Here is a 23,035-nt window from a genome sequence, read left to right on the forward strand (position 1 = left end):
GCCTTTACCTTTCGACACGGCGCATGCTGAAGACATCCAGGCGGTCTTCGCCGACATCCGTCTCGTCGAGCTGCCAGCCGAGACGCTCGTAGAAGGCGCGCTTGCCCGAGAGGGCGCAAAGATGCACGGCTTCGGCGCCGGTATCGAGCGCCGCCTGCGCTGCCTTCAGCACGATGTCGCCGCCGATACCTGCCCCGCGGAACGGCGGATCGACCCAGACGGCAGCAACCCACGGCGTGAGATCCGGTCGCTCCTCAAGATCGGAGGCGATGACCGAGGCGGTGCCGACGAAACGGTCGCCGGCATGCGCCACCAGACACAGCGGCTCGGCATCGTCGGCAAGGCTCGCCTGAAGCAGGCCGGTAATGTGTTCCAGCGGGAAGCCGTGCGGCTCCCACCAGGCGCGCCAGACGCGGTCGGCCACGGCATCGAAGAAATGCGGTGCGTCGCGAAGGTCGCTGACGACGATGCTGCTGTCGCTCATCGTCCCTCGCGATACCAGGTGGCGGAAATCAGCAGCAGCAGCGCCGCAAGACCAAGGAAGCCGGTAAACAGCGGCACTGAATTGACGCCCTTCAGCACGGTTTCGTCGGTCATGCGGATCGAGAGCCGCTGGTCGTCTGCCGCTCGGATCGAGCCCCTGACCGGCAGAACCGTGGGCAGGTCGAGCGGTCCATCGGCACTTGCGAGGCGCTGCACGATGCCCTTGGTCTTTTCCGCCCAGGGACGCAGCTTGTCCTCGGTCGAGATCGCGGCCTTGAATTCCGGAGCGTTGGGGTCGCCGACATGGGCAAGGGCCGTAAGGTCGCCGTTCGACATCTCGAAGAGCCCGGTTTCCGTGGTGGCGACTTCGGCCGAGTAGAGGCCCGGCTGGCGTTCGGTCAGCTTGACGTCCTGCTTCCCGCCGGAGGGAGCGACCAGCGTCACCGGACCCGGATCGCCATCAATCGTCTGGCGGGTGATTTCGAGCGTCCGGCCGCGCGCGCGTGCCGTCAGCGCCTCTTCTTCGAGCGAGGGCTCCTGCATCAGCCAATGGGCGGTGCGGCGATAGAGCGACACGTGGGGTCCGCCGCCTTCGAAGCCGCGAGCCCAGAGCCAGCCCTGATCGGAGAGCAGCATGGCGACGCGGCCCTTGCCGACACGGTTGAGCACCAGCAGCGGTTTGCCGTCGGCCGCTTCCATGACCGTATGGCCCTGCGGTCGGTTGACGTCGACGGTGCGGAACCAGCGGCCCCAATGCGGCGGCTCGCTGTCGGAGCCTTCCAGACCGCGGGTCACCGGATGCTTCTTTCCTTCCTCCGACAGGCGCGGGAAGAAGGCCTTTTCGTTCATGACGCCCGTCGGCGCGGCCGGCAGCACTGCCTCAAGCGGTGTCGCTGCAATCGAATCGTCGCCGGCATGTTCGGGACCTGCCGCGATCAGCAGCGCGCCGCCGTTCTCCACATATTGCGCGATGTTGTCGTAGTAGAGGATCGGCAACAGACCGCGGTGCTGGTAGCGGTCGAGGATGATCAGATCGAACTCGTTGATCTTGTCGACGAAGAGTTCGCGCGTCGGGAAGGCGATCAGCGACAGTTCGTTGATCGGCGTGCCGTCCTGCTTTTCCTGCGGACGCAGAATGGTGAAATGTACGAGATCGACGGCCGCATCGGATTTCAAGAGGTTGCGCCAGGCGCGTTCGCCGGCATGCGGCTCGCCGGAGACCAAGAGCACGCGCAGGTTCTCGCGAATGCCGTCGAGCACGTGGACCGCGCGGTTGTTGGCCGTCGTTACTTCGCCGGGAACGGCGTCGACGGCGAATTCGAGCACGTTGTTGCCGCCGCGCGGAACGTTGAAGGCGAACGGCACGTCCGTGCCGGGCTCGGCCCGCTCGCGGGCGATCTCGTTGCCGTTGAGGCGGATCGTGACTTCGGCGCTGCCGCCGGGTGCCGCCCCGTCGTCGACCACCCGGAACGAGAGCTTCTGTTCCTCGCCGACAATGCCGAAGCGCGGCGGGTTGATCAGTTCGACACGCCGGTCGAATTCATCGGGCTTGCCGGTGATCAGCCCGTGCACGGGCGCGTCGAAACCGAGCGCGCGAGCGACATCGGGCACATCGTGGATCTGGCCATCGGTGACGAAAATGGCGCCGCCGATGCGCGCCGGGGGAACGTCAGACAGCGAGGAGGCAAGCGCGCCAAAGAGATTGGTCGACGGTGAGACATCTGCCGGATCGGTGTTTGCCTCGATGATCCGCGGCTCGATCAGCGGTATGGCCGCCAGCCGTTCCTTCAGGCCCTCGACGGCGCGATCGGTCTGCGCGGTGCGGTCGCCGTTCTGCTGGCTCTGGCTGCGGTCGACGACGACGGCGACGATGGTCGAGAGCGGATCGCGCAGCTCCACGAAAATGGAGGGGTTGGCGATCGCCAGTCCGAGCGCTGCGAGTGCGGCCAGGCGCAGCCAGGCGCCGCGCACCTTCTGCCAGAGGCCATAGGCGATGAACAGCGCCGCGATTGCGAGCAGCGGGACGAAGTAGATCCACGGGATCAGCGGGGCAAAGCCATAGGTCATCGATCGGCCCTCACTGTCCAAGCCTTTGCAGAAGGTCCGGCACGTGAACCTGATCGGCCTTGTAGTTGCCCGTCAGCATATACATCATGATGTTGACGCCGGCGCGGTAGGCATATTCGCGCTGCATCTCGTCCGGCGGCACTGTCGGCAAGAGCGGCGCGCCGTTGACGTCAACGGCCCAGGCACCGGCAAAATCGTTGCCGGTGATCATGATCGGCGTGACGCCGTCGCCGCCGCGCACGGGGCGATTGCTGCGGTCTTCGTCGTCATTGGGGGCGGCCTCGACCCAGAGCTGGCTTTCCGCATAGCGCCCGGGGAAGTTCGAAAGCAGATAGAAGGCCTTCGTCAGCACGTGGTCGGAGGGCACCGGCTCCAGCGGCGGAATGTCGAGCCCGCTCAGCATCGCCTGCAGGCGCTGCACGTTGGGACTGTCGCCGGTGTCCGACGGTGTCAGCGAGGAAAACTGGTCGCGCGTGTCGAAGAGAACGGTGCCGCCGTTGCGCATATAGGCGTCGATCCGGCTCATGACCCGGCTGCTTGGCATCGGAGCGGTGGCCGAAACCGGCCAGTAGATGATCGGGTAGAAGGCCAGCTCGTCCTGTTCGAGGTCGACGCCGACGGGCGCTCCGGGTTCGAGCGCCGTCCGGTAGGTCAGATAGTTGCTGAGGCCGATGAGGCCCTGTTCGGAGAGGCGGTCGACCTCCTGCTCGCCGGTGATGACATAGGCGAGATGGGTCGTGTCCAGCCGCTGCAACGTCTGCTCGTCGCTCGGCTGGCTGTCCTGCGCATGTGCGATCGCCGGGGCGAGAGCGGCTACAAGGCCGAGCGTCGCAAGGCCAAGGGTTGCGACCAGTGCCGCGGCCGCGGCGCCGCGCCCTGCGCGCCGGCGCAGCCCGGCGAGACCGCCGGCCATGTAGAGAACGATCAGCGTATCGAGGACGAAGAGCGCCAGCGCCAGCCCGAAGAGGTAGGGTCGGATCGAGAAGGGCCGGGCGCCCTCCAGTCCTTCGGCCCGCGCTCCGACGAGATTGCCTGTAATCGGGGTGAGCTTGCCGCCGTCAGGCAGCAGATTGTTGGCGACGAAACCTTCCTCCGAGCCGTAGAGGCCGGGGGGCGTGTCGGCGGAAACGGTGGGCGCGATGCCGGGTGCGATTTCGAGCGGTCGAGCGCTGCCGGTGTCGCCGGTCAGTTCGCCGCGGGCGCTCACCAGGCGATAGGGGGGCAACGTCTGCGCCTTGCTTGGCTGATCGCCGGCAACGCCGCCGGCGCGCGAAAGCTGGATGGACCGTCGCAGCATGTCGACGAACGAGCCGGAGATCGGCAGGTTCGACCAGTTCGGATCGGCGCTCACGTGGAAGAGCACGATGCGGCCGCGGCCGCGCTCGGCGGTCGTCACCAGCGGTGTGCCGTCGGCGAGATTGGCCCAGGTCCGCTCCGTGAGATCGGGTGTCGGTTGCGCCAGCACCTGGCGCTTTACCAGGACGTCACGCGGGCGTTCCAGTCCGGCAAAGGGGCTCGAGGACGGATAATCGGCAAGCGGCTGCGGTTCCGACCAGGAAAGCGCGCCGTCGAGCGTACGCTCGCCCTGCCGGAGCACGACCGGTACGAGCGGGTCGTCGGCGGGCGCGCCGGCGAGCCTCGGGCCGGCGAAGCGCACCAGCATGCCGCCATTTTCCAGCCAGCGCGTGACCAGCGGGTAGCTTTCGTCCGGCAAACGGCCGACGTCGGCCATGACGAGGATCGACGGATTTTGCGCCAGAAGCTCGGCGATTGCCTTCCCGACCGCCTCTTCGCGGGGTTCGATCAGGTCGGCATGCGGCTCGAGCGCGCGCTTGATGTAGTAGAGCGGCGAAAGCAGCGGTTGCGACTGATGGACCTCGCCGCTGAGCAGGGCGACCCGGCGGCGGCGGTTGCCGTCATCGAGCAAGTGCAGGCCACCGGCCGTCGCCTGGCCTTCGATCGTCAGGCGCGCGAAGTCGTTGCGCAGCTCGAAGGGCGCCTTCAGCAAGGCATCCGCCGTGGTGGCGCCCGTCGCGAAGCGAAGCTCGCCCTCGGCGATCGCCGTGCCGCGAATGTCACGGGCAAGCACGTAATAGGCGCGTGGCTCGCCGAGCGGCAGGCGCGAGGCGGTAACCCGCATTCCGTCGTTTTCGTTGGTCGCTGCCGTCAGCGCGATGGCGCTTTCCGCATTGCCCTCGACCCGGCGGACATTCGTAGCGCCGAGCTCTGCGATCTGCTGCATCGTCCCGCCATTCGACGCTTCGATGCCGTCGCTGAGGAAGGCGAGGGTGCCGGGCGGAGAGCCGGCAAGCGCGGCCCTCATGGCAGCGAGTGCCCGCTCTCGGTCGGCCGGCAGCGGTTGCGGCTGGGCGGCGGCCAGGCGGTCGCGCGCCGCGGCGGCGGAAGCGGGCGTCGCGTCGTGCTGGCGGTCGGTGGTAAAGACGATCGAAACGGGAAGCTCCTTGGCTTCCGCGTCGTCGATCAGCGCACCGGCGGCTTCGACCCGCTGGTTCCAGTCGGAGACTGTCGCCCAGCTATTGTCGATGACGAGGGCAAGCGGACCGGCTGACGAAAGCGTGTTCTGCCGCGGGTTGATCACCGGATCGGCGATCGCAAGGATAAGGGCGGCGGCCATCAGCATGCGCAACAGCGTCAGCCACCACGGGCTTTGCGCCGGGGTCTCCTCACGCTTCATCACCGACGCGAGGATGCGCAGCGGCGGGAAGACTTCGGCCGACGGCCTTGGCGGCGTCATCCGCAGCAGCCACCAGATGACCGGCAGGGCAAGCAGGGCGGCAAGGATGGCCGGATTGGTGAAGAGGAAGGCGAGGCCGCTCATAGCTGGCCTCCGTGGGTAGCGCGTCCCGGCATGCCGGAGAGATAGGTGTGCACGGCGACGAGCGCCTCGGAGGCGGGCCGGTCGGTCTTGTGCGGGGTGAAGGTCCAGCCGAGATGGCGCAGCGTCACGCCCAGCGTGTCGCGGCGGCCAATATAGGCGCGCTGATAGTCTTCACGCAGCACTTCGGCGCGGCCGGCGGTCAGCTTCTCGCCGGTCTCCGGGTCGGTGAATTCGGTCCGGCCGGAATAGGGAAACACTTCTTCGGCCGGGTCGGCGATCTCGACCACATGGCCGCGCAGGCCGCGTCTGGCCAGCGGGCCGAGGCGGTCCATGATCTTTTCGGCAGGATCGAGAAAATCGCCGATCAGCACGAGGTCGCTGGCGCTGCGGATCATTCCGGTTTCCGGCAGGCCCTCGGCAAGTGGGCTCAGCATGATGGCGGTCGCCAGCCGTTCGGCGGCGTTGCGCGCCGAGACCGGCTCCATGATGCCCGGGCAGCCGATGCGCTCGCCCGAGCGCGCGAGGATTTCGGCGAGCGCCAGCATCAGTACCAGCGCACGGCTCTCCTTGGACACGGTGCCGAGCTTCGACTTGTACATCATCGACGGCGAAAGATCGGCCCACAGCCAGATGGTGTGGGCGGCTTCCCATTCGCGGTCGCGCACGTAGGTATGGTCGTCACGGGCAGAACGCCGCCAGTCGATGCGCGACATGCTCTCGCCGTCCGAATAGGGCCGGAACTGCCAGAAATTCTCGCCGATGCCGCGCTTGCGCCGGCCATGCCAGCCGGAAATTACGGTGTTGGCGATCCGTCGCGCCTCGACCAGGCAATCGGGTACGAGCATGGCGCGCTGCTGCGCTCGTGAAAGCACTTCACTGGCGGGAGTACGCGAGACTATGTGCCCGACGGTGGCCATGCGTCAGCCTCTGGCCTGCTTCACCAGATCGGCGACGACGTCGCGCACGGTCATGCCTTCGGCGCGGGCGGCGAAGGTCAGCGCCATGCGGTGCTGAAGCACCGGTTCGGCCAGCGCCAGGATATCGTCGATCGAAGGCGCCAGACGACCGTCGTAGAGCGCGCGGGCACGGGCGCAGAGCATCAGCGCCTGGCCGGCGCGCGGGCCTGGCCCCCAGGCGACGTTCTTGTCGGTCGCGGCATTGCCGTTGCCGGGGCGAGCGGAGCGCACCAGCGAAAGGATCGCGTCGACCACCTTCTCACCGACCGGCATCTGGCGGATGAGGCTCTGGATCTGCAGCAGCCGCGCGGCATCGATGACCGGATGGGCGGTCGCTTCGCCGACACCTGTGGTTTCGAGCAGGATCTGCCGCTCGGCCGTTAGGTCCGGATAGCCGACGTCGACCTGCATCAGGAAGCGGTCGAGCTGCGCCTCGGGCAGGGGATAGGTGCCTTCCTGCTCCAGGGGGTTCTGGGTCGCGAGCACATGGAAGGGCGCCGGCAGGTCCTTGCGGGCGCCGGCAACCGTGATGTGGTACTCCTGCATGGCCTGCAACAGTGCCGATTGGGTGCGCGGCGAGGCGCGGTTGATTTCGTCGGCCATCAGCAACTGCGTGAAGATGGGGCCGGGAATGAAGCGGAACGAGCGATGGCCGGCCCCGTCCTGGTCCATCACTTCGGAACCGAGAATATCCGACGGCATCAGGTCGGGCGTGAACTGTACGCGGCTGGAATCGAGCCCCAGCACGGTGCCGAGCGTGGCGACGAGCTTCGTCTTGGCAAGGCCGGGAACGCCGACGAGCAGCGCGTGACCGCCGGAGAGAACGGCAAGCAGGGTCTGCTCGACGACGCTTTCCTGACCGAAGATGACTTTGCCGACTTCCGCACGCACCCGGGCGATTTCGCCCAGCGCACTTTCGGCCGCAGCGACAATCGCCTTCTCGTCGATCGCGTCAGCCGCGCCCTTCATCACACTCATGGTCATACTCCCCGGTCGCCCGTTGTTAAACCGAATCGCCCCTACAGCGCCGCGCGTCCTTATAGAGCGCGCCAGGCTCGCTGTAATATTGAGCCGCCGCATGACGCCTGTCCTTAGATCGATCCCGATTCAAGGAATCATGCGGTAGCCTGGATTTCAGTCGCCAAAATCCAATTTAGACCCTGCCGGACGGCTGACAAGTCGGCGCCGACGCACTATCTCGTGAGATATCAAAGGTCTCGATGCAAAATCGAGGTCAAACGGGACGGAACAATGGCAGAAGCCGAAATTCAGCAAACCGGCGATGCGGCCGGACTGGCGGCCCTGATTGCGCGTGCCGCCGGGCAGACCGGCGAAAAAGCGCGCGGCCTGCCACCGGTGGACCGCTGGAATCCGCCGTTTTGCGGTGACATCGACATGGAGATCCGCGCCGACGGAACCTGGTTCTATCTGGGCACGCCGATTGGCCGGCAGCCCTTGGTGCGGCTGTTTTCCACCGTTTTGCGCAAGGACGAGGATGGGCGCACCTATCTCGTCACGCCTGTGGAAAAGGTCGGCATCCGCATCGTCGATGCGCCTTTTGTCGCCGTCGAGATGAGCGTGACCGAGGGGAAGGAGGGGCAGGTCCTGACCTTCCGCACCAATGTCGGCGACGTGGTCGAAGCCGGGCCGGAGCATCCGCTGCGCTTCGTCATCCATGGCGAGAACCGCGAGCTGAAGCCTTACCTGCACGTGCGAGGGCGGCTGGAAGCCCTGGTGTCGCGGCCGGTCATGTATGACATCGTCGAGCTCGGCGAGACGGTTGCGATCGACGGCACCGAGATGTTCTGCGTGCGCTCGGGCGGTGCGGTCTTCCCGATCATGCCGGCAGCCGAGCTGGAAGCGCTTTCCCGATGAATGCGCATCCCTTCTCAGCCGACGAGTTTCGTCGTCGGGCGCTGACCCAGATGGGTGGGCCGATCGAGACCTCCTGGCGCGAGCACGGCGACTTCCTGCTCAATCCGGGCATCGTGCCCTATCTGGAGACGCTGAAGCTCAAGGATGCCGCGGTCCTGGTGCCCGTTGTTGATGATGGCGACGATGCGACGGTTATCCTGACGCAGCGCACCACCAGCCTGCGCAAGCATTCCGGCCAGGTCGCCTTTCCGGGCGGTGCCGTGGACCCCGAAGACCGGTCGGTCGAAGTGGCGGCGTTGCGCGAGGCGCAGGAAGAGATCGGGCTCGATCCGCGCTTCGTCGAAACCATCGGCCGGCTTCCGCATTACATGGCCATGTCCGGTTTCCGCATCACCCCGGTGCTGGCGGTGGTCAAGCCGGGTTTCGAACTGGTTCCCAACCCGGAAGAGGTCGAAAGCGTCTTCGAGGTGCCGCTGTCGTTCCTGATGAACCCCGGCAATCACGATCGCGGCAGCGGGCACTGGCAGGGCGAGGAACGGCATTTCTACCGGATGCCCTATGGCGACCGCAACATCTGGGGTATCACCGCCGGAATTCTGCGCATGCTCTATGAAAGGCTTTATGCATGACCTCGGTTGCTGGCGAAGGCTGGTTCTCGACGCCTTCTCTGCGTCGCGTTTTCGATGTGCTCAATGTCGACGGCGGCGAAGTCCGGGTCGTCGGCGGCGCAGTGCGCAACAGCTTGATGGGCTTGCCGGCCGGCGATATCGACATGGCGACCACCTGGCGCCCCGACGAGGTCGCCGAGCGGGCGAAGGCGGCCGGCATCAAGGTGGTGCCGACCGGCATCGACCATGGCACGGTGACGCTCGTCATCGACGGCACGCCCTATGAGGTCACGACGCTTCGCCGTGACGTTGCGACCGATGGCCGCCGTGCGGAAGTGGCCTTCGGCACCGACTGGAAGGCCGATGCCGAGCGGCGGGACTTCACCATCAACGCACTCTACGCCAACGACCGCGGCGAGGTCTTCGACGATGTCGGGGGGCTCGCCGACATCGAAACGCGGACGCTGCGCTTCATCGGCGATGCCAGCGAGCGTGTCGCCGAGGACTATCTGCGCATCCTGCGCTTCTTCCGCTTCTTCGCCCATTACGGCCGCGGCCGGCCGGATGCCGACGGCTTGCGTGCCTGTGCCCGTGCGCGCTCGAAGCTTGCAACGCTTTCGGCCGAGCGGGTCTGGGCGGAAACGAAGAAGCTGCTTTCGGCCGATGATCCCGGCCGCGCGCTGCTTTGGATGCGCCAGGCCGGCGTGCTCACCGAAATCCTGCCGGAAACCGAGAAATGGGGCATCGACGCAATCCCGGAACTCGTTGCCGCCGAGCGGGCCTTCGGCTGGAAGCCGGACCCGCTTCTGCGCCTTTCCGCGATCGTGCCGCCGGATGAGGAGCGTCTGGAGGCGATGGCAGAGCGTCTGCGTGTCTCGAAGGCGGAGGCTGCCTATTTCAGCCGCTGGGCGAAGGCGCCTGCGGTCCCGGCGACGATCGTCGACACGGCATTCGATCGGTTGCTCTATCGTAATGGCGTGGAAGGGATCGTTGTAAGACTGCGACTGGCGCTCTCAACAGCGCGGCGCAAGTCGGAAGGCGACCCGGCGTTTTTGTCCGAGACCGCTTCGCTGCGGCGGCTCCTGGCACGGGTCGAGGCCTTCAAGCGGCCAAGCTTCCCGCTGAATGGCGGTGACGTCCTGAAAGCCGGCGTGCCGGCCGGCCCGCGTGTGGGGGAAATCCTCGGCGAACTCGAAAATCTCTGGATCGAGCGCAACTTCAATCTCGACCGGGCAAACCTCGTCGCCCGGCTCGAAGCCATGGTGCAGCCGTCCTGATCAGGCCGCCTTGGCCGGACGGCTTAAGCCGCCTTGGCCGGACGGCTAGGCCGCCTTGGACTCGTCGGTGATCCGGGCCTTGATGTTGTCGATCATGTTTTCGCGGATGACGGTCTCGCCATGCGTTTCACGCATGTGGTCGACGACGCGGCGCACGATTTCGGCATCGTTGTCGGCGCGGGTGTGCCATTCGCAACCCGGGACGAGGGAACCGCATTCAAACAGGCGCATGGTTGCTTCCTTCCCTGTGTAAGTTTGATGCGAGAGCGCGGCGCGCCGGTCGGGCGACCGCACGGTCAGAGTAGCATCAACCCCCGGCACGGCCAATTGTTCCCGCCGAACGCGCGACAAGAAACCGTTATAGACAAGCGGGCCGATGGTGTTATGGGTTTGCGGTAACAAGAGACGCAAAGGCCCTTTTGCCCATGACCTCCACCGTTCAATCGGAACTGATTGCCGCCATCCGGAACATTCCTGACTATCCGAAGCCGGGCGTGATGTTTCGCGATATCACCACGTTGCTCGGCAATCCGCGCGCCTTCCGCCGCGCGATCGACGAACTGGTGCATCCCTATGCCGGCACCAAGATCGACAAGATCGCCGGCATCGAGGCGCGTGGCTTCATCCTCGGTGGTGCGATCGCGCATCAGCTCTCGTCGGGATTTGTGCCGATCCGCAAGAAGGGCAAGCTGCCGCACGACACCGTACGTATCGCCTACAGCCTGGAGTATGGCGTCGACGAGATGGAGATGCACAAGGATGCGATCCAGCCGGGCGAAAAGGTGATCCTGGTCGACGACCTGATCGCGACCGGCGGCACGGCGGAAGCGGCCACCAAGCTCTTGAAGCAGATGGGCGCCGAGATCGTCGCCGCCTGTTTCGTCATCGACCTGCCTGAACTCGGCGGGCGCAAGAAACTCGAAGCGCTCGGCGTCAATGTCCGCACGCTGATCGAGTTCGAGGGCCACTGATCGGTCGTTGCGGGATGGGTGCGGAGAACCGCGCCCTTCCTTTGGCCTACATGCGGTTGATCGTCCGCAGCATCAATTGCACTTCGCGCTGGGCTGCCGGCGACAATGTCTCCACTTCGGTGAGCCAGAATTTTTCGGCTTCCGGCGGCTCGTCTTCCCAGCTTCTCACCGATGTTTCGTTATCATCGATGACGACGCGACGGTGACCGCCAAGACGCAGATATTCGTCCGCCAGTTCGCGGGCGTGGGTTTTTTCCATAGCCGCTCCTCCGCTAGCAATGGTCGCTGCCCGCAAGCCGCTTGAGCGCGGCCAAGGGCGCGCAACCTTTATCCCGAGAGTGTACACCCGGCGAAAGGCGATTTTAAGAAATGATGGTGTTTGGCCGGTTTCGTCCGGTCAGACGAACTCGATGACCTTGCTCTCGAAACGGATCACCGCTTCGCCGTGCTGGTTTTCGCCTTCGCACAGGATCGTGTTGACCCGCCAGCCGGGCTTTGAAGCAAGCGACCGGCTTTCAAGAAACGTGACGAAGTAGGTGACCGTGTCGTCGGCATAGACGGGCTTCAGCCATTTCAGGTCACGAAATCCGGGCGAGGGGCCGAGGTTCGGCGCCTTCAGGCCTTCGGCGGCAAGCCGGCGTTGCTCGTTTCGCCAGAACTTGACGAAGCACTGCATCCACCCGGCGCAGGTATGCCAGCCCGAGGCACAAAGGCCGCCAAACAGCGAATGCCGCGCCGCTTCCGCATCGAGATGGAAGGGTTGGGGGTCGAAGTCGGTGGCAAACCGGATGATGTCCTCGGCCGTAAAGGTCAGGCTGCCGATCACGGTCCGGCTCTTGGCCGCGTAGAATTCTTCCATCGTCATCATCAGGCTTTGCCCTTGTCGCGGCAGCGAAAGAGAACCGAGCATTCGGAAACCGCCACGGGTTCACCGGCCTGGTTATTGATTTCGTTTCGGAATTTGACGATGCCGAGATCGGGTTTCGACCTCGAACGGCGCGCCTCCAGCACAATGCTGAAGCCCGAGAGCACGTCGCCGGCAATGACCGGCCTCCTCCAATCCATGAAATCGATGCCGGGCGAGCCCTGGGACGTGGAGTTTCCCATGAAGGCGTCGAGCATCATGCGCATGCCGATGGCGCTGGTGTGCCAGCCGGAGGCGGCGAGACCACCAAGAATGCTGCGTTTTCCCGCTTCCTCGTCAAGGTGCATCGGCTGCTGATCGAATTCGTTGGCAAACGCGATCATCTCCGGTGGCTTCATCTCGACCGGCTTGTAGTCGAACCGCCGGCCTTCGGAAAAATCCTCGAAGTAGAGCATGCTTGCCTTGTCCCGTCTGATTTGTTGCCGCATTACCTACTGCATAATCTCCGGAAGCGGAATCGATTTGAGCGGAGATGCGCAACATCGCAGGTCGCTCGCGACGTTTCGCGGTTGCGCTTGGCTCTTGTCCATGCAACCAGCTGATAATCCGTCCCATCCGCTCGTGTCTTGACTGAGGAAAGCGCGTGACCGAACTGAACAGAGCGCTCGCGGGCGCAGCCGAAAAAGGCATCATATCCGCGCATCAGGTGCGCGATCTCGAAGTCTATCTGGCTGATCGCGGCTTCCGTTTCGGACCGGCGGCATCGGATGCCGCGGTCGACAGGGCCGACGCCGCGCTCGATGCGCGGGCGGCGGAAGACAGCGAACAGCCGCGCTTTATCAGAGGCTTTCACGACATCCTGATCACCATCGGCATCGTGGTCGTGCTCATCGGCCTGTGGGGCCTGACCGGTCCGCTTGCAACGCTGCCGGTCATTCTCGTGCTTGCGGAAATTCTCGTGCGGCGCCAGCGTCTGGCGCTGCCTTCGGTGGTGCTGACGCTCGCGCTCGTCCATTGGGTCGCAATGACGTCGATGTGGCTGGTGGACGATCATGAGGACACCTGGCACCCGCTTACCTTCACCCTGGTCTACGTTGCGACCTTCCCGATCCCGCTGGCGCTGTTCTACTGGCGCTATCGCGTTCCGCTTGCGCTGGCCGGTCTGGTGCTGTCGATCGCGCTCACCTGCGTGGTGGCGGTCCTGCTCGCATTCGAGAGGGCCCTCGGTATCGACGTGGCCAACCCCGATTACGTCCTGCTGCTTCCATTGACCCTGCTCGTCGGGGCACTGGCTGTCTTCGCGATCGCCATGCGCTACGACGTTTCGGACCCGCAGCGGCTCACCACCCGTTCGGACATCGCCTTCTGGCTGCATCTCGCAGCCGCGCCGGCTCTGCTTTACTCGCTGATGGGACTGGTGTTCCTGGTCAATGGCGGTGCAACGTGGTGGGACGGACAGGCGAGCTTCAATCAGGCCGCTTCCGCCATTGTGATCGTCGCCGTGTTCATGCTGGTCGGGCTCGTCATCGACCGCCGCGCCTTCGTCACATCGGGGCTGTTGTCGCTGGGCGGCGCGATCTGGACCGTGCTGAGCAAGACCAATGCATCGCTCGACAGTTACGTCTTCATAGCCTTGGCGGTCGTCGGGGTAACGGTCTTGTTCATCGGCATTTTCTGGCAGCGGCTGCGCCGCATGGTCATCGACCTCTTGCCGGAAACGATAACGGCGCGGTTGCATGCCGCGCCGTAGTATCAAGTTCTGATGTGCTCCGATCCCGCGCCTTGAGTGCGGGATCAGACCGACAGGTCTTACGTGTTGAAGCGGAAGTGGATGACGTCGCCGTCCTGGACGACGTATTCCTTGCCTTCGTCGCGGGCCTTGCCGGCTTCCTTGGCGCCCACTTCGCCGCCAAGTGCGATGTAGTCTTCAAAGGCAATGGTGTTGGCGCGGATGAAGCCGCGCTCGAAGTCCGTGTGGATGACGCCGGCGGCCTGCGGAGCCTTGGTGCCGCGCTGGATTGTCCAGGCGCGCGTTTCCTTGGGGCCGACGGTGAAATAGGTGATGAGGTCGAGCAGCTTGTAGCCGGCACGGATCAGTCGGTCGAGACCGGCTTCTTCGAGACCGAGCGCGCTCAGGAACTCCTTGGCTTCTTCTTCCGGCAGCTGCGCCACTTCCGACTCGATGGCAGCGGAGATCACGACGCTTTCCGCCCCTTGCGCCTTGGCCATTTCGGCCACCGCGCGTGTGTGTTCGTTGCCGTCGACGGCATCGCTTTCCGCGACGTTGCAGACATAGAGGACCGGATGGGCGGTCAGGAGGTTGAGACCCTGCAGGATGCGCAGTTCTTCGGCATCGAGCGTCGAAAGCAGCGTGCGGACCGGCTTGCCGTCCTGCAGAAGCTTCAGCGAGGCTTCCATGATCGGAAGCTGTGCCATCGAATCCTTGTCCTTGCCGCCGGCGCGCTTGCGGGTCTGCTCGGTGCGGCGCTCGAGGCTGTCGAGGTCGGCGAGCATCAGCTCGGTCTCGATCGTCTCGGCATCGGCGACCGGATTGATGCGGCCTTCGACGTGGGTGATGTCGTCATCCTCGAAGCAGCGCAGCACGTGAACCACGGCGTCCACTTCGCGGATGTTGGCGAGGAACTGGTTGCCGAGGCCTTCGCCCTTCGATGCGCCGCGCACCAGGCCGGCGATGTCGACGAAGGAGATGCGCGTCGGGATGATTTCCTTCGACTTCGCGATGTCGGCCAGCTTGCGCATGCGCGGATCCGGCACCGCCACTTCGCCGGTGTTCGGCTCGATGGTGCAGAAGGGATAGTTGGCCGCTTGCGCCGCTGCCGTCTTGGTGAGTGCGTTGAAGAGCGTGGACTTGCCGACGTTCGGCAGTCCGACAATACCGCATTTGAAGCCCATGGGGTCTCGTCCGTATCTTAAAATTCCGTTGGCGTGGCTATGCGGGAAGGGCGCTCCCCGGTCAAGGGCGCAGGCCCTGTTCACGGTAAATAAGGGGTCGAGGCCGTTGAACGCGTGCTCTTCGGGCCGCATATGCGCTCGGATTTTCGCCGGCCCTGTTCGGCGGCCAAGAAATTGAGGAGCCCCGCATTGATCGACCAGAAGTTCTTGTTTCCGCGCGTGCCGGTTGCCGTCGTCGATATTGGCGACACACTCGAGGCGCTGTTGATCCGCGCGACGCTCGAAAGCATGGGCGCCGTCGTCACGCTGCATCTGCCGGGGACACCAGGCGATTTCCTGACCTTGCTCGCTGGCGGCGAGCTCGTTCACCAGCACCTGATCATTTCCGGCCACGGCGACGAGAACGGCTTCGTCTTTGGCGAATACATCGAGGAAATCGACACCTCGATGCTCATCGAGGGCAGCCTGCCGCCCGCCGTTATCGCCGAACATGCCAGGCTTGACGGCAAGATCGTGCTCAGCACCTGCTGCGAGACCGGTGGCAAGCGCTACGGCGATGCCTTTGTCAAAAAGGGAGGGGCGGCCCTCTACGTTGCGCCTGACGGCTCGCCGGAAGGAGCGGACGCGCCGCTTTTCGTGCATTGCTTCTTCCATGCGCTGCTGGCGCGCAAGCAAGAGGCAAGGGCGGCGCTGGAAAAAGCCCGCTCCTATGACGAAGCAGCAGCGATGTTCGTCGGCCATTGGGGGAGGCGCTGATCTCCGCCTGCGTCCGTGCGCTTGCTTTTGCTTGATCGGCACCTGCGCCCGTAGGATAGTGCGCCTTCGGCGCCAGTGCGTCTGACGGTGCGCCGAGGCGGTTCTGCCCCGCGGTGGTGCCGGCCAATCTGTCATCAACGGGGTGGTTCCGATGAGTGACAACGAGGTTGCCAGAAAAGTCAAAGTGAGGGTGAAGCCGAAGCTCGATCGGCCGAAGCTTTACAGGGTCATGCTGCTCAATGACGATTACACGCCGCGCGAGTTCGTCGTCGGCGTGCTCAAGGCCGTGTTCCATATGAGCGAGGAGGCGGGCTACCGGGTGATGATGACGGCCCACAAGATGGGGAGCTGCGTGGTGGTCGTCTGCGCCCGCGACATCGCCGAAACCAAGGCCAAGGAAGCAACCGATCTCGCCAAGGAAGCGGGTTTCCCGCTGCTTTTCACCACCGAGCCGGAGGACTAGCAGGCCTCATGAATAGTTGGCGGCGGCCGGGGAAATGCCCGGCGGCCATCGGCCTGCCTCATGGCTTCCTGTGCAGGCGAAGCGGCTTGCTCGCTTCGCGCTCGATCGTGCCCTTGGCTTCGAGATCGAGCTGTACAGCCTTTAGCCACCAGCCCGCCTTCGCTCCGCCGGGGAAAAGGTCCTGCGGCAGCAAGGGCAGAAGCTGCTCCTTCGCGTCCGCCACGGTCAGGCCCGGTGCTGAGGGCGGCAGCACCGCGAGCAGGGCTTCACGCATCGCCTCGTATTTCATCCGGTCGACGCGGTACTTGTGGCCGGGCGAGACGATGTTTTCGATCTCGATCTTCTCAGCCTGGGATGCCATTGGCCTCGCCTTTCACATAGTCGATCTTCGGCGCCTTGAATCCCATCGCCGCCCAGGCGGTCAAAAGCCGCCACATGAAGCGGCCCGAATGTGTCTTGTAGCTCGGCAGCGTGTCGGCAAACTCGACGCCGGCCTTGCGATCCTTCGTCATCGTGCGCATTTCGAGCGGCGGCTGTTCGTCCCGGGCAAAACGCTGGTTGTAGACGCTCAGCCAGTGACCGCCCTTGAATTCCAGGAACATGGCCGAGTTGCAGCAGCTGGCGATGACCCGGCGCGTCGGCGCTTCCGGCGTCAGCCGGTGTTCGCGCAGAAGGTCGCTGCCCCTGACGCAGCGGATCCGGTCCTTGCGGTAGAGCGCAAACCGCGTCGAGCCGTCGGCTTCCATGACCGGCGACGCCTCCGGCAAGGCCTCGAAACGCTCGCCGGCGGTGCGGCAACTGGTGCAGTAGCAGGCGGCGCCGACGATCGGCTCGCCGGCGGCTTCAAAGGCAACTAACCCGCAGCGGCAGGCGGCAATGCGATGTCTTTCCTGTGGTTTGGCCATGGCCATCTCCTGATCCGACTTCGCTAACTAGACTGGACCGTCCAGTTTGATTTGTCAATCCGACTGGCCTATTCTGTAAGCCAAGTGATTTGGTGAGATACGGCAGGGGGAGGGCAGGTTTGAGCAATGGCGCAAAGACGCGCATGGAGCGCACCCGCAAACTGATCGTGGCTGCAGCCAGTGATCTCTTTCTCAAGCACGGCTTTCTCGGCACCAACATGGACGAGATCGCCGCGACGGCGGAGGTGTCGAAGCAGACGGTTTATTCCCATTTCCAGAACAAGGAGGCGCTGTTTCTCGAAGTCGTGCGCAGCATGACGGGGGGAGCAGGCGACGAATTCCAGGAGCAGGTGGCCGATCCCGATGGCGACGCGCGGATCGAGGACTTCCTGCTCGACTATGCCACGCAGTTGCTGACGATCGTGATGACGCCGCGGCTGATGCAGGTTCGCCGTCTCGTCATCGCCGAGGTGGAGCGGTTTCCGCAGCTTGGCGAAGCGCTGCACGAGCGCGGGCCGATGCGCTCGATCCGGCGGCTGGCGGTCGCCTTCAGGCGCTATGGCGAGAAGGGCGACATTCGGGTGAAGGACGCCGAGGTCGCCGGCGGGTTCTTCAACTGGCTGGTCATGGGCGGGCCGGTAAATGACGCCATGCTGCTCGGAGACAGCGCCATTCCGACGCCGGAGGTGCTCCGAGCCCATGCGTCGGAGGCGGTGCGGATCTTTCTGGCGGCCCATAGGCCCGGGTGATGGATGGATACGGACTGTGCTCAGGCGCGCCGCCTTCACGGCAAGTGGGCGTCCCACCATTTGAGCACGCGCATCGCCTTGAGCGTCACCCACCGCGAAGGGGCGTCGACCCCGTCATCGACGTCGAACCACACGCCTCCGGCGGGGCGCCAGTCGAGCGGCCATGCGCCGTTTTCGAGCCGCCTCGAACGCAGATGGCCGATCGCTTCGCTGAGCCGTGGATCAGGTGCCGCACCGCAAAGGAGCGTCGCGGCGCGAAAGTAATCGAGCGCCCGCAGGATGTCGTATCGCCAGCGGCTCGGGTGGCAGAGGCACAGGAAGCGTTCGTCGGCGGCTTTGCCCGTGCTCAGGCGGCGGAAGAGATGGCGCTTGAGCAGATAGTCCTCGCCGGCCCGGCGCGCCGCCTTGGACTGTGGCGTGCCACCGGTCGCCCTTTCGAACGCAAGCAAGCCTTCGAGCACGTTGATGGTGGTGGCAAAGGAGGACCGGAGCGAACCGTTTGCCCGTTCGCAGTTCCAGCCGCCATCGGCCTGGGCCTCGCCGACGAGCCTGTCGACGATCCGCGAAACGTCGACGCCGAAATAGGCGCCGTCGGCAACGGTGCGGCCGTTGATGCACTCCTCGACTTCGCCTTGCCAATAGGGCTGGCCGCCTTCGTCCCAGCGCGAATTGGCGCCGATCAGGTCGACGGTTCGTCGGGCCCGATCGGACGAAGGGTCGAGACCGAACTCCCGCAGCTGCGACAGCGAAAAGCACGTTGCCGTCCAGGGCTGGCCGTGCTCGGTCCACTCGTGCGCGTCGAAACCGGCGGGAATGAAGGCGCCTGCCGCCCATTGCCCATCGTCATCCTGATGCGAGAGAAGCCTGGCGCCCCAGCCTTCGGTCTCCACCTTGGCCCGTTCGGCATTCCATAGGGAATCTGGGGCGTCCAGCAGGTCGCGCATCACCTGCCAGCGAATTGCGGGATCCGATGCGAGAAGCCAGTCAATCACCGGGTCGGTCACGGGCGTGCTCCAGGCTTGTGCCATCGGGTCGATCTGACCCGTTTCGACTGGACAAGCTAGGGCGCGTTCCGGATTGGGGAAGCTAGTCGTTCTTCGAGCCGAACATCTTCTTCAGCATGTCGGCCATTGGGCCGGTTGCCGGCAGCTTCTTCGGCTGGGCGGAATTGCGCGCCTGGCGGATATGTGATTGCGCGCCCTGCTTCTTCGGGCCTTCAGCCTTTTCCGCCTCCGGCTTGCCGCCGGTGGCAAGCGCGATCTTGTTCAGAAGCTGGGAATCCTCGCCGCGCACCAGCATGTCGGCATTGTCGGCGATGGCGTCGAGCAGGGGCACCAGCCAGGCCTGGTCGGCCTTGGCGAAATCGCCGAGCACATGGGCATGCACCAGATCCTTGACGCCGGGATGGCCGATGCCAAGCCGCATGCGGCGATAGTCCTTGCCGCAATGGGCGTCGATCGACTTGATGCCGTTATGCCCGCCATGGCCGCCGCCAACCTTGATGCGCGCCTTGGCGGACGGCAGGTCGAGTTCATCATAGATGACGGTGATGTCCTTCGGCTGCAGCTTGTAGAAGCGCATGGCCTCGCCGACCGCTTCGCCGGACAGGTTCATGTAGGTCTGCGGTTTCATCAACAGAACGCGCTCGCCGCCGATGTCGCCCTCGGCGATCTCGGCCTTGAACTTCTTCGACCAGGAGGAAAAGCTGTGCCGGCGGTGAATGACGTCAACCGCCATAAAGCCGATATTGTGCCGGTTGGCGGCGTATTTCGAACCTGGATTGCCAAGCCCTACGATGATCAACATGGTGCTGCGCATTCATGATTTCGGGGTGATGCCATCCAAAAACACCGCGCCCCCCGGAAGTCAACGCCTATTTCTCCGCCTGCAGGCTGGCATTGGGCTTGAGCCCATATTGCTTGAAGATCACATCCTGGGTGCCGTTGCCGATCAGCCGGTCGAGTTCGTATTGCATGGCGGCGACGATATCGCGGGGAAAGTCGCGATGGCAGGCGATGCCGTAAAGCTTGCCTTCCAGCACGAGCGCCGCCTCTATCGGTTTGCCTTCGCTGCGCATGCTTTCGAAGGTCTTCTCGGACGTCATCAAAAGATCGACCCGGCCGGCGAGCAGCTTTTTCAGGCTGGAGTCGAGATTGGCCGCATAGTCGATCTTGGGGAAGCGGTGCTCCTTGAGATAGGACGCCGAAAAATCCTCGCGCTGCGTGCCCACGGTATATTGGTGCGCGTCCTCCAGCGATGCCGGCGCGATGGCGGATCCGGCCTGCCGGACCATGACCATGTGGTCGATCAGCAGCGGCTCGACCCACTGGAAGTTTCGGTCGCGCTCGGCGTCGTGGCCGGTGGTGAAAACACAATAGGCGGGATCGGTCTCGGCCAGCATGAAAGCCCGCGCCCAGGGTAGAACCTCGATCGTATAGGGCAGCTTCAGGCGCTCCATGATGAGCTTGACCTGGTCGACGGCCGCACCGCTCGGGCCGGCCCCGGTCGAAAAGTTGTAAGGCGGATACTCCTCGGTGACGAACTTGATCGTCTGAGCCTCGGCCGTCGTTGCAAGACCAAGGAATAATGCTGCGATCAGCGCCTTCACATCTTTTCCTCCTCTTCTGCGTCCGCCTTGCGACGGATCTTTCTTTCTATCCCCGGCCTGTGCTCGACCTTAGGCCCCAAAGCTCTCCCGCGCCCCAGGGAACCAGGTGGGTGAACTCATGCCCGCATGCTGGGTGCGGAAGCCGCTTTTGCCTCGGAGTCGCTTTCGAGCATGGCCAGCATCCGGTCGACCGGCATCGGACGGCTGAAGAGATAGCCCTGGCCGCAATCGACGCCGAGCTTGCGCAGCAGCTGCCACTGTTCGTTCGTCTCGATGCCTTCGGCAACGACGGTGCAGCCCATCTGGTGCGAGATCGTGCGGATGCCCTTGATCAGCATGCGGCTCTTGCGGCGGATATCGGCGGTGCCGGAGCTCAGCGACCGGGTGAAGGACTGATCGACCTTGACGATATCGACCGGGAAACGGTTGAGATAGCTCAGCGACGAATAGCCGGTGCCGAAATCGTCGAGCGCGATGCGGCAGCCGAATTCGTTGAGCTGCTTCAGCACCGAGTGAACTTCCGGATTGTCGAGCATCAGCACCGCTTCGGTGATCTCGACGACGATCCGGCTCGGCGAGATATGATGCTTCAGAAGCAGGGCCGCGAGCTTGTGCGGCAGCGTCAGTTCGAACTGCAGCGGTGAGAAGTTGACAGCGAGATAGGTGTTCTGGGTGCCGTCGAGCTCGGAGATCGCTGCCAGATGGCGGATTGCCTTTTCAAGGATCTGGTCGCCGATGCGGGCGATCATGCCGGTTTCTTCGGCGATGCCGATAATCTTGCCGGGCGCCATCAGGCCCTTTTCCGGGTGGTTGAGGCGCATCAGCGCCTCGAAGCCGGCGATCTGCCCATCGGCGAGGCTGACGATCGGTTGCAGCCAGGCTTCGAAGTGATCGTCCTTCAGGCCGGCTTCGATGCACTGCTCGATCTCGTGGCGCTCGCGCGAGGCGTCGAGCATGCCGGCGTCGAACACCTGCAGGCCATTCTTGCCGTCGTGCTTGCGCGCATACATCGCCATGTCCGCCTTCAGCAGCAGGTCGGAGGCGTTTTCGGCATGAGTCGGGTAGACGGCGATGCCGACGCTGGCGCTGACGAAAAGCTCGTTGCCGGCGATCGCCATCGGTTCGTGCAGCGCCGTGACGATGCGCTCGCCGATCTCGGCCGCAAGGTTCCCGGCGTTCGGATCGGAAAGCAGGATGGCGAATTCGTCGCCACCGAGCCGGGCCATGATGTCGCCGGGCGGCAGGGCGGCCTGTATGAGTTCGACCGTCTGGCGCAGCACTTCGTCGCCGGCGGCATGGCCGAAATTGTCGTTGATCCACTTGAAGCGGTCGAGGTCGATGAACAGGCAGCCGAGCTGCATGCCGCATTGATCGGCCTCGGTGATCGCCTCGTCGAGCGCGGCTTCGAAACCCTGGCGGTTCAACAGGCCGGTCAGGTGATCGGTGATCGCCTGGGTGTGGTTGCGGCTTTCCGCCTGCTTCAGCGCGGTCACGTCGGTCATGACCGAGAGCGACAGGCTGCTCTCGCCGGTCGCCTTCGTCTCCTGGATCAGCACGGTCATCGCTTCGCCATCCGCCTTGCGGAAGGGAACGGTCACTTCGCGGATGGCGTGATCGGCAACGGCGATCGTCTTGGCGTGGCTGCGATAGGTTTCGTGCCAGTGCGGATCGACGAAATCGATGAAGTCGCGCCCGACGACGTCGTCGCGGCTGTAGCCGGTCGCCAGCAGCCAATAGTCGCTGACGGCGAGCAGGCGCCCGTCGACATCCAGCGAAAACAGCATCGCCGGCGTCAGGTTGTAGATGTCGGTGACGCGCTCATGGGCGTTCTTCAGCTCGGTCTCTTCGCGCTCGAGGCGGTCCTGCATCTCGTTGAAGTTGGCGGCGAGTGCGCCCATTTCATCGTCGGAGGTCCAGTCGACGCGGTGGCGAGACCCGAGCCGGCGCGTAGCCTCGATCGCGGCGGTCAGGCGCATCAGCGGGCGCATCACCGTAAAGCGATTGCCGACGAGCGCAGCGGCAAAGACGATCGCGACCGCAAAAAGCAGGATGGCGAGAATCGCCAGTTCGTCCTTACTGAATTGCGACAGCAGACCCGGCGTCGGGACCCTGACTTCGATGCGTCCGACCTCTTTCATGCCATCGACCGACTGGTAGGAAATGGGCAGGATGAGGACCCGGTCCTTGGTGCTCGGCAACACGCCGCCCAGCGGCATCTGCGCGAGGATCGATCCGGATTGGTCGCGGATGGTGACGGAGAGGATGTCGGTGCCGTTTATCAGCGAACGGGCGATGTGCTTGATGGCGTCACTGTCAAAGTCCCAGATGGGCTTGCCGAGCGCCTCGGCGCTCGCGGCCATCAACAGTTCGATGTTGTGCAGGCGCTCGCGTGCAATGCGATCGCTGGAGATGCTGAGAAAGAGTGCAAGCAGCGGGGCAATGAAGACGAGCATCGCGCCGCAGACAATCGCAATAAACCGGTTCTCCACGGAGTGCATCATCGCATGCACGCCTCAGAAGCAGCTGCCACCCATCTCATATCAGGATTCTCTTCAGACAAGCCCATTTTCCCCGTCAGAAGAACATCATCAAAATCTTAAATGTTGCTGAAATCGCTTCATGATAATTCGTGGGGCGCGGCATCGATGCGGCCGAGTGACGGCGGGCAGCCGCCAATGCAAAAAGCCCGCCCCAAACGAA

24 protein-coding genes are annotated in these 23,035 nt (G+C 64.3%); 8 read left to right on the plus strand and 16 right to left on the minus strand.

Going from position 1 to position 23,035, the window contains the following annotated elements; translation table 11 throughout:
* Positions 1-4: 4 nt before the first annotated feature.
* From BLU15_RS23460 to BLU15_RS23480, 5 genes are read right to left on the minus strand one after another with little or no spacing between them, the layout of a single operon-like run.
* Positions 5-484 (minus strand): GNAT family N-acetyltransferase, encoded by a 480-nt coding sequence (locus BLU15_RS23460; protein WP_162731785.1) that lies wholly within the window; start codon positions 482-484, stop codon positions 5-7.
* A complete protein-coding gene (locus BLU15_RS23465) occupies positions 481-2,550 on the minus strand; it encodes a hypothetical protein (protein WP_090298452.1) in 2,070 nt (689 codons plus the stop codon). Before BLU15_RS23465 ends, BLU15_RS23460 begins: the two co-directional genes overlap by 4 nt.
* A 10-nt stretch (positions 2,551-2,560) precedes the next feature.
* Positions 2,561-5,389, minus strand: coding sequence for a DUF4159 domain-containing protein (locus BLU15_RS23470; protein ID WP_090298454.1), 2,829 nt, complete (start codon positions 5,387-5,389; stop codon positions 2,561-2,563).
* Positions 5,386-6,306: a DUF58 domain-containing protein gene (locus BLU15_RS23475; protein ID WP_034788827.1), complete on the minus strand. Its 921-nt coding sequence runs from the start codon at positions 6,304-6,306 to the stop codon at positions 5,386-5,388. The genes BLU15_RS23470 and BLU15_RS23475 overlap by 4 nt, the downstream gene beginning before the upstream one ends.
* A 3-nt stretch (positions 6,307-6,309) precedes the next feature.
* Positions 6,310-7,323 (minus strand): AAA family ATPase, encoded by a 1,014-nt coding sequence (locus tag BLU15_RS23480; RefSeq protein ID WP_034789050.1) that lies wholly within the window; start codon positions 7,321-7,323, stop codon positions 6,310-6,312.
* Positions 7,324-7,596: 273 nt separating this feature from the next.
* Between BLU15_RS23480 and BLU15_RS23485 the strand changes: the two genes are divergently transcribed.
* Genes BLU15_RS23485 through BLU15_RS23495 form a run of 3 tightly spaced genes read left to right on the plus strand, consistent with a single transcriptional unit; the run spans position 7,597 to position 10,105 of the window.
* Entirely contained in the window at positions 7,597-8,220 is a 624-nt protein-coding gene (locus BLU15_RS23485) for a DUF1285 domain-containing protein (RefSeq protein ID WP_090298457.1), read from the plus strand.
* Positions 8,217-8,849 (plus strand): CoA pyrophosphatase, encoded by a 633-nt coding sequence (locus tag BLU15_RS23490; protein WP_060518728.1) that lies wholly within the window; start codon positions 8,217-8,219, stop codon positions 8,847-8,849. The genes BLU15_RS23485 and BLU15_RS23490 overlap by 4 nt, the downstream gene beginning before the upstream one ends.
* On the plus strand, positions 8,846-10,105 hold the full coding sequence (locus BLU15_RS23495) for a CCA tRNA nucleotidyltransferase (protein ID WP_090298460.1): 1,260 nt from the start codon (positions 8,846-8,848) through the stop codon (positions 10,103-10,105). The genes BLU15_RS23490 and BLU15_RS23495 overlap by 4 nt, the downstream gene beginning before the upstream one ends.
* 45 nt (positions 10,106-10,150) lie before the next feature.
* On the opposite strand, the gene BLU15_RS23500 is transcribed toward BLU15_RS23495, so the two are convergent.
* Positions 10,151-10,336, minus strand: coding sequence for a DUF1059 domain-containing protein (locus tag BLU15_RS23500; protein ID WP_034788815.1), 186 nt, complete (start codon positions 10,334-10,336; stop codon positions 10,151-10,153).
* A 194-nt stretch (positions 10,337-10,530) separates the two neighbouring features.
* Between BLU15_RS23500 and BLU15_RS23505 the strand changes: the two genes are divergently transcribed.
* Positions 10,531-11,076, plus strand: coding sequence for an adenine phosphoribosyltransferase (locus tag BLU15_RS23505; RefSeq protein ID WP_034788812.1), 546 nt, complete (start codon positions 10,531-10,533; stop codon positions 11,074-11,076).
* 46 nt (positions 11,077-11,122) lie between these two features.
* On the opposite strand, the gene BLU15_RS23510 is transcribed toward BLU15_RS23505, so the two are convergent.
* From BLU15_RS23510 to BLU15_RS23520, 3 genes are all read right to left on the minus strand, one after another.
* Positions 11,123-11,335, minus strand: a complete 213-nt coding sequence (locus BLU15_RS23510; RefSeq protein ID WP_060518722.1) for a hypothetical protein — start codon at positions 11,333-11,335, stop codon at positions 11,123-11,125.
* A gap of 138 nt (positions 11,336-11,473) precedes the next feature.
* Positions 11,474-11,944, minus strand: coding sequence for a MaoC family dehydratase (locus BLU15_RS23515; protein ID WP_089045006.1), 471 nt, complete (start codon positions 11,942-11,944; stop codon positions 11,474-11,476).
* Positions 11,944-12,396, minus strand: a complete 453-nt coding sequence (locus tag BLU15_RS23520; RefSeq protein ID WP_090298545.1) for a MaoC family dehydratase — start codon at positions 12,394-12,396, stop codon at positions 11,944-11,946. Before BLU15_RS23520 ends, BLU15_RS23515 begins: the two co-directional genes overlap by 1 nt.
* 188 nt (positions 12,397-12,584) lie before the next feature.
* Here BLU15_RS23520 and BLU15_RS23525 point away from each other — a divergent pair, with 188 nt between their 5' ends.
* On the plus strand, positions 12,585-13,691 hold the full coding sequence (locus BLU15_RS23525; RefSeq protein ID WP_063894946.1) for a hypothetical protein: 1,107 nt from the start codon (positions 12,585-12,587) through the stop codon (positions 13,689-13,691).
* Between the two features lie 59 nt (positions 13,692-13,750).
* Here BLU15_RS23525 and ychF read toward each other — a convergent pair whose 3' ends face one another.
* Positions 13,751-14,854 carry a redox-regulated ATPase YchF gene (ychF, locus tag BLU15_RS23530; RefSeq protein WP_034788804.1) on the minus strand — a complete coding sequence of 368 codons (1,104 nt, stop codon included), beginning with the start codon at positions 14,852-14,854 and terminating at the stop codon, positions 13,751-13,753.
* Positions 14,855-15,043: 189 nt separating this feature from the next.
* On the opposite strand from ychF, the gene BLU15_RS23535 reads away from it, so the two are divergent.
* Both BLU15_RS23535 and clpS read left to right on the plus strand, forming a co-directional pair.
* Positions 15,044-15,610, plus strand: a complete 567-nt coding sequence (locus tag BLU15_RS23535; RefSeq protein ID WP_034788801.1) for a hypothetical protein — start codon at positions 15,044-15,046, stop codon at positions 15,608-15,610.
* 151 nt (positions 15,611-15,761) lie between these two features.
* Complete coding sequence (gene clpS, locus BLU15_RS23540; protein WP_034788786.1) at positions 15,762-16,073, plus strand: ATP-dependent Clp protease adapter ClpS; 312 nt, start codon at positions 15,762-15,764, stop codon at positions 16,071-16,073.
* A gap of 58 nt (positions 16,074-16,131) precedes the next feature.
* Here clpS and BLU15_RS23545 read toward each other — a convergent pair whose 3' ends face one another.
* Positions 16,132-16,434 carry a DUF6958 family protein gene (locus BLU15_RS23545; RefSeq protein WP_034788781.1) on the minus strand — a complete coding sequence of 101 codons (303 nt, stop codon included), beginning with the start codon at positions 16,432-16,434 and terminating at the stop codon, positions 16,132-16,134.
* Entirely contained in the window at positions 16,418-16,978 is a 561-nt protein-coding gene (locus BLU15_RS23550) for a GFA family protein (protein ID WP_244546798.1), read from the minus strand. The genes BLU15_RS23545 and BLU15_RS23550 overlap by 17 nt, the downstream gene beginning before the upstream one ends.
* A gap of 119 nt (positions 16,979-17,097) precedes the next feature.
* Here BLU15_RS23550 and BLU15_RS23555 point away from each other — a divergent pair, with 119 nt between their 5' ends.
* Positions 17,098-17,727 (plus strand): TetR/AcrR family transcriptional regulator, encoded by a 630-nt coding sequence (locus BLU15_RS23555; protein WP_244546799.1) that lies wholly within the window; start codon positions 17,098-17,100, stop codon positions 17,725-17,727.
* A 35-nt stretch (positions 17,728-17,762) separates the two neighbouring features.
* Here BLU15_RS23555 and BLU15_RS23560 read toward each other — a convergent pair whose 3' ends face one another.
* The 4 genes from BLU15_RS23560 to BLU15_RS23575 all read right to left on the minus strand — a co-directional run bounded on the left by BLU15_RS23560 (position 17,763) and on the right by BLU15_RS23575 (position 22,836).
* The gene (locus BLU15_RS23560) at positions 17,763-18,755 is read right to left on the minus strand and encodes a squalene cyclase (RefSeq protein WP_090298463.1); all 993 of its coding nucleotides are present in this window, start codon (positions 18,753-18,755) and stop codon (positions 17,763-17,765) included.
* A 58-nt stretch (positions 18,756-18,813) separates the two neighbouring features.
* Entirely contained in the window at positions 18,814-19,533 is a 720-nt protein-coding gene (gene pth / locus BLU15_RS23565) for an aminoacyl-tRNA hydrolase (protein ID WP_034789041.1), read from the minus strand.
* A 67-nt stretch (positions 19,534-19,600) separates the two neighbouring features.
* Complete coding sequence (locus BLU15_RS23570) at positions 19,601-20,335, minus strand: substrate-binding periplasmic protein (RefSeq protein WP_090298466.1); 735 nt, start codon at positions 20,333-20,335, stop codon at positions 19,601-19,603.
* Between the two features lie 116 nt (positions 20,336-20,451).
* On the minus strand, positions 20,452-22,836 hold the full coding sequence (locus BLU15_RS23575) for a putative bifunctional diguanylate cyclase/phosphodiesterase (RefSeq protein WP_090298469.1): 2,385 nt from the start codon (positions 22,834-22,836) through the stop codon (positions 20,452-20,454).
* Positions 22,837-23,035: the final 199 nt, after the last annotated feature.

It is taken from the genome of Ensifer sp. YR511, assembly GCF_900103045.1.
GTDB lineage: Bacteria > Pseudomonadota > Alphaproteobacteria > Rhizobiales > Rhizobiaceae > Ensifer > Ensifer adhaerens.

Excerpts from the sequence above, each read along its gene's own strand:
- BLU15_RS23460 (WP_162731785.1), bottom strand. The coding sequence starts at position 484 with ATGAGCGACAGCAGCATCGTCGTCAGCGACCTTCGCGACGCACCGCAT.
- BLU15_RS23465 (WP_090298452.1), bottom strand. The coding sequence starts at position 2,550 with ATGACCTATGGCTTTGCCCCGCTGATCCCGTGGATCTACTTCGTCCCG.
- BLU15_RS23470 (WP_090298454.1), bottom strand. The coding sequence starts at position 5,389 with ATGAGCGGCCTCGCCTTCCTCTTCACCAATCCGGCCATCCTTGCCGCC.
- BLU15_RS23475 (WP_034788827.1), bottom strand. The coding sequence starts at position 6,306 with ATGGCCACCGTCGGGCACATAGTCTCGCGTACTCCCGCCAGTGAAGTG.
- BLU15_RS23480 (WP_034789050.1), bottom strand. The coding sequence starts at position 7,323 with ATGAGTGTGATGAAGGGCGCGGCTGACGCGATCGACGAGAAGGCGATT.
- BLU15_RS23485 (WP_090298457.1), top strand. The coding sequence starts at position 7,597 with ATGGCAGAAGCCGAAATTCAGCAAACCGGCGATGCGGCCGGACTGGCG.
- BLU15_RS23490 (WP_060518728.1), top strand. The coding sequence starts at position 8,217 with ATGAATGCGCATCCCTTCTCAGCCGACGAGTTTCGTCGTCGGGCGCTG.
- BLU15_RS23495 (WP_090298460.1), top strand. The coding sequence starts at position 8,846 with ATGACCTCGGTTGCTGGCGAAGGCTGGTTCTCGACGCCTTCTCTGCGT.
- BLU15_RS23500 (WP_034788815.1), bottom strand. The coding sequence starts at position 10,336 with ATGCGCCTGTTTGAATGCGGTTCCCTCGTCCCGGGTTGCGAATGGCAC.
- BLU15_RS23505 (WP_034788812.1), top strand. The coding sequence starts at position 10,531 with ATGACCTCCACCGTTCAATCGGAACTGATTGCCGCCATCCGGAACATT.
- BLU15_RS23510 (WP_060518722.1), bottom strand. The coding sequence starts at position 11,335 with ATGGAAAAAACCCACGCCCGCGAACTGGCGGACGAATATCTGCGTCTT.
- BLU15_RS23515 (WP_089045006.1), bottom strand. The coding sequence starts at position 11,944 with ATGATGACGATGGAAGAATTCTACGCGGCCAAGAGCCGGACCGTGATC.
- BLU15_RS23520 (WP_090298545.1), bottom strand. The coding sequence starts at position 12,396 with ATGCTCTACTTCGAGGATTTTTCCGAAGGCCGGCGGTTCGACTACAAG.
- ychF (WP_034788804.1), bottom strand. The coding sequence starts at position 14,854 with ATGGGCTTCAAATGCGGTATTGTCGGACTGCCGAACGTCGGCAAGTCC.
- clpS (WP_034788786.1), top strand. The coding sequence starts at position 15,762 with ATGAGTGACAACGAGGTTGCCAGAAAAGTCAAAGTGAGGGTGAAGCCG.
- BLU15_RS23545 (WP_034788781.1), bottom strand. The coding sequence starts at position 16,434 with ATGGCATCCCAGGCTGAGAAGATCGAGATCGAAAACATCGTCTCGCCC.
- BLU15_RS23550 (WP_244546798.1), bottom strand. The coding sequence starts at position 16,978 with ATGGCCAAACCACAGGAAAGACATCGCATTGCCGCCTGCCGCTGCGGG.
- BLU15_RS23560 (WP_090298463.1), bottom strand. The coding sequence starts at position 18,755 with ATGGCACAAGCCTGGAGCACGCCCGTGACCGACCCGGTGATTGACTGG.
- pth (WP_034789041.1), bottom strand. The coding sequence starts at position 19,533 with ATGTTGATCATCGTAGGGCTTGGCAATCCAGGTTCGAAATACGCCGCC.
- BLU15_RS23575 (WP_090298469.1), bottom strand. The coding sequence starts at position 22,836 with ATGATGCACTCCGTGGAGAACCGGTTTATTGCGATTGTCTGCGGCGCG.